Origin of the sequence: Rhizorhabdus sp., assembly GCF_018006725.1 — a bacterium.
Lineage (GTDB): Bacteria > Pseudomonadota > Alphaproteobacteria > Sphingomonadales > Sphingomonadaceae > Rhizorhabdus.
Map to the genome: position 1 here is coordinate 1 of NZ_JAGMXV010000337.1, position 4,197 is coordinate 4,197.

Annotated in this window: 4 protein-coding genes; all 4 read left to right on the top strand. The window is 62.2% G+C overall.

Annotation, left to right across the window (positions count from 1 at the left end; translation table 11 throughout):
- Positions 1-873, top strand: an 873-nt coding sequence (locus KAY22_RS25355; protein WP_296625883.1) for an amidohydrolase family protein, incomplete at its 5' end; no start/stop codon positions are given.
- 123 nt (positions 874-996) lie between these two features.
- On the top strand, positions 997-1,482 hold the full coding sequence (locus tag KAY22_RS25360; protein ID WP_296625884.1) for a hypothetical protein: 486 nt from the start codon (positions 997-999) through the stop codon (positions 1,480-1,482).
- Positions 1,483-1,582: 100 nt separating this feature from the next.
- A complete protein-coding gene (locus KAY22_RS25365; RefSeq protein WP_296625885.1) occupies positions 1,583-3,871 on the top strand; it encodes a TonB-dependent receptor in 2,289 nt (762 codons plus the stop codon).
- Positions 3,872-3,988: 117 nt separating this feature from the next.
- On the top strand, positions 3,989-4,197 hold a 209-nt coding region (locus KAY22_RS25370; RefSeq protein WP_296625886.1), incomplete at its 3' end, for a hypothetical protein.

Below are 4,197 nucleotides of genomic sequence, written 5' to 3' on the forward strand. Positions count from 1 at the left end.
GCGCAGGACGGCGTCGACTTCACCGTGAAGAAGATGATCGACGGCGGCACCTATGACGGCCCCCGCATTCACACCGCCGGCTCGTCGATCGTCGCCACCGGCGGTCATGGCTCGACCGAGGTCAACGGACCGGCCGAATTTTCCCGCGCGGTCCGCGAGCAGATCAAGCGCGGCGCGACCTGGATCAAGCTGGGCATATCGGGCGGCATCTCCGACACCCATGGCGAGATTGCCGCGTCGCCCTTCACCGACGACGAATTGAAGACTGCGATCGAGGTTGCCCATCGCAACGGGGTCAAGGTCACCGGACATAATGGCTCGCCGCTGGCGGCCGAGGCGGCAATCGACGCCGGGATCGACGGTTTCGAACATGGATATTTCCTGACGCCGCCCGTGCTCACGAAGATGAAGCAGAAGGGCGTCTGGCTCGTTCCCACCATCGTCGTCAGCCAGCAGGGCGCCAAGGAATTCTATCGCAAGATCGGCTCGCCCGACTGGTATCTCGCCCGCGTCGATTCGGTCGGCAAGGCGCATTGGGAGACGCTGCGCAACGCGATCAAGATCGGCACCCCGATCGCACTGGGAAGCGATCAATATCCGTGGGAGCCGAACGAAGGCACGACCGCGACGATCCGCGAGGCCGAACTCTATGTCGAGGCCGGCATGACCCCGTTGCAATCGCTTCGCGCCGCCACGATCGAACCGGCCCGCATGCTCGGCGTCGACAAGGAGGTCGGCGCGCTGAAGCCCGGCTATTTCGCCGACATCGTCGCGGTCGACAGCGATCCGACCGGCGACATCCGCGCGCTGCGCACGATCAGTTTCGTGATGAAGGGCGGCAAGCCGATCGTTGGAGCGCCTGCAAAGGATTGAAACGCTCTAATTTGCACACGCCGCAACAAACGAGCCTATTCGGTGCCATTGCAACAACTTTGTAACTGACGGACAACTCAACCAGCAGTTTGATCAGTTACAGGCTGCAGATGGGGGAAACAGGTGAAGAGCAAGACGATCCTCGGATCTCTGACGGCATTGCTGGTCGCCGCCGCCACGCCGCTCGCGGCAGCCGCACCGACGACCGACAAGCTGTCGCAAATGTTCATCTGGTGGAACCAGGCCTTCAAACAGCCCGGAGCCTATACGCCCGAGAATTTCGGACGCTATTTCACCGCTGATGCCACGCTCACGCTCAACGGCGAGACGGTGATCCACGGTCTCGACGACTGGGCAAAGCATTTCCAGGCGATCCAGGCGAGCGGCGCGCTGGTCGAGATCGTCGTGCCATTCAAGGACGCTTTCGAAAAGGACGGGCGCCTCTACACTTATCATGTCATCCGCTCGCGCCGGAACGGCAAGGTCGGCTGCATGCTCGCAGCCGGACATGCCGATCTTCGCGGGGACAAGATCGCCGCCATCACATTGGTGCGCGTACCGGTCGACACGACGAAGCCATCGGTCGACCCGGAATGCTGGACGAGTTGAACTGAACTTTTGCCGGGCGTGGGGCCCGGCCAGAGGGGATTTCTACCAAGGATCGGAGTACCGCAGATTAAAGATCGCGGGCTCATCAAAAAGGGGTAAGATGATGGACGCTTCTTTCTATTCGAAGATCAGTCGCCGCATTTGCGGCTGCACAGCACTGGTCTCCGTCGCCATGGCGATGGGCGCCGTACCGGCCTATGCGCAGGCCGCCGCCGAGGAAGCCGTCGCCTCCGAAGGCGACATCATCGTGACGGCGCAGCGCCGCGCGGAATCGATCCAGAGCGTTCCGATCGCGATCACGGCAGTCACTGCGGAACAGCTGAGGAGCCAGAACGTCCAGGGCGTCGAGGACTTCTTCGCAATGGCGCCGAACGTGTCCTTCCAGAGCAACGGCTCGCGTGACCGCAAGGACCTCGCGATCCGCGGCATCTCGAACCAGCTCAACCCCTATGCCGACGTTCGCCAGTCGAGCTACGCTTTCTACATCGACGATTTCAACGTCGTTGCCGGCACCAGCAACCCGCAGATCGTCGACCTCGAGCGTATCGAAGTGCTGCGCGGCCCGCAGGGCACCTATTTCGGCCGCAACGCGGTTGGCGGCGCCATCAACGTCACCACCAAGAAGCCGGTCGATCGTTGGGAAGGCGAAGTCGAAGTCGGCTATTCGAGCTTCGACACCAAGCGCGCCCAGGCCGTGATCAACGTGCCGATCTCGCCAGGCCTGTTCGCGATCCGCGCCGCCGGCCAGTATGAGAAGTCGGACGGCTACATCAAGAACATCAACCCGATCGGCGGCGGCAACGACAGCAAGTTCTACACCGGTCGCATCCAGGGCCGCTTCACGCCCAGCGAGAACTTCACCTGGGACCTGATGTACAGCTATTCGAACGAAGCGACCGGCATGCGCAACGGCGTGCCGACCGGCTTCGTCACGCGCACCTGGGCGTCGGTCTATTATGGCCGCGCGGCGGGCGTCATCGGCAACCCGGACGGCGTCGGCTTCTATCCGAACAACATCAACCGCGTGAACTTCAACCGCCCGCAGAAGGTCGGCACCAAGTACGACTATATCAGCTCGCGCGCGGTGTGGGACATGGGTCCGGTCTCGCTGACCAGCGTCCTCGGTCACCTCAAGTCTTCGCTGTTCAACTATGGTGACGTCGATGGCGGCAGCCCCGACTTCTTCTACGAAGACCTGAAGGTCACCCGGAAGTCGACCAGCGGCGAACTCCGCCTCGCCTCGAACGGCAAGCAGGCGCTCGAGTGGAGCGTCGGCACCGTGGTCGGCAAGGACAGCGGCCTCAGCGACCAGTCGACCTTCCATGGCGCCAACAGCCCGCTCTGCCCGGCATCGACCGGCGGCCGTTGCAACGGCCTCGAGGTGACCGGCGCGGACGGCTACAGCACGTCCAAATATTTCGCGCTGTTCGCTCAGGGAACCTGGAACATCTCCGACCAGTGGGCCGCGACTGCCGGCGTCCGCTATTCGAAGGAAAAGGTCACCAACGACTCCCAGACCCGCTCGAACACCATCCTGACCGGTATCAACGACCGTTCGGCGAAGTTCGACGACGTCTCGCCGAAGTTCACGATCAGCTACAAGCCGCAGACCGACTGGATGATCTTCGCGACGGCGTCGCGCGGCTTCAAGTCGGGCGGTACGCAGACCGCGAATGCCGCGCAGCTGCGCAACGAGTTCGATCCGGAAACGCTGTGGAACTATGAACTCGGCACCAAGTTCGATCTGTTCGACAAGCGCGTCCGCGTCGACATCACCGCCTTCTACATGGACTGGAAGGACATCCAGCAGACGATCCGTTTCCAGTTCATCGATCCGGTCACTGGGCTGCTTCGTGGCGTCAGCGGCATCGACAATGCCGCAGCTGCGGAGAGCTATGGTATCGAAGGCAGCTTCGACGCCAAGCTGACCGACTTCTGGAAGCTGAGCGGCCAGGTCGGCTACAACAAGTCGAAGTATAAGGACTGGAAGAACGCGCTGATCGACGGCATCGTGCTCGACGTGAGCGGCCAGCAGCTCACCAATGCGCCGGAGTGGACGCTGGGTGCACAGACCCAGTACACCGTTCCGATCACGGATGAGCTCGAGTCCTTCGCCCGTGTCGAGTGGAACTACCGTTCGAACATGATCTCGAACCCCTATTATTACCTGTACAAGAATGTCCCGGGTGAGCCGTTCCTCAGCCCGAGCTACCACAATGTGAACGTCCGTCTCGGCGTCGAGACCGAGAAGTTCCGCGCCACTGTGTTCGTGGAAAACCTCTTCAAGGAGAAGTTTTACGCGAACGCCTATGAAAAGGCCTTCTACAGCGGCGTGCAGGTGGAACCGTCCTTCCGCCAGATCGGCGTGAACGTCGGCTACAAGTTCTGACAATGACGGAGGGGCGGCGGCCATCGGGTTGCCGCCCTTCTTTCTCGATCAAGGAATGAAGATCCTCGTGGGGGCGAGGACAACGACACGGGGATGAGGCCGATGCGGCACTGGCTGATGACCGTCCTGCTCGCCTTGCTGGCCTATGGCGCCTCTCCTGCGAGCGCCGCCGAAACAGATAGCGCGACCAGCTGTGCGCAGCTCTCCGGCACGGTGCTGGACCTCCCTCCGGAAATGCCGGCGCATATTCTGTCCTCGGACATGATCGCCGCGAGCGGATCGACACCCGCCCTCTGCCGCGTGCGCGGCTATGTGTCGCCCAACAC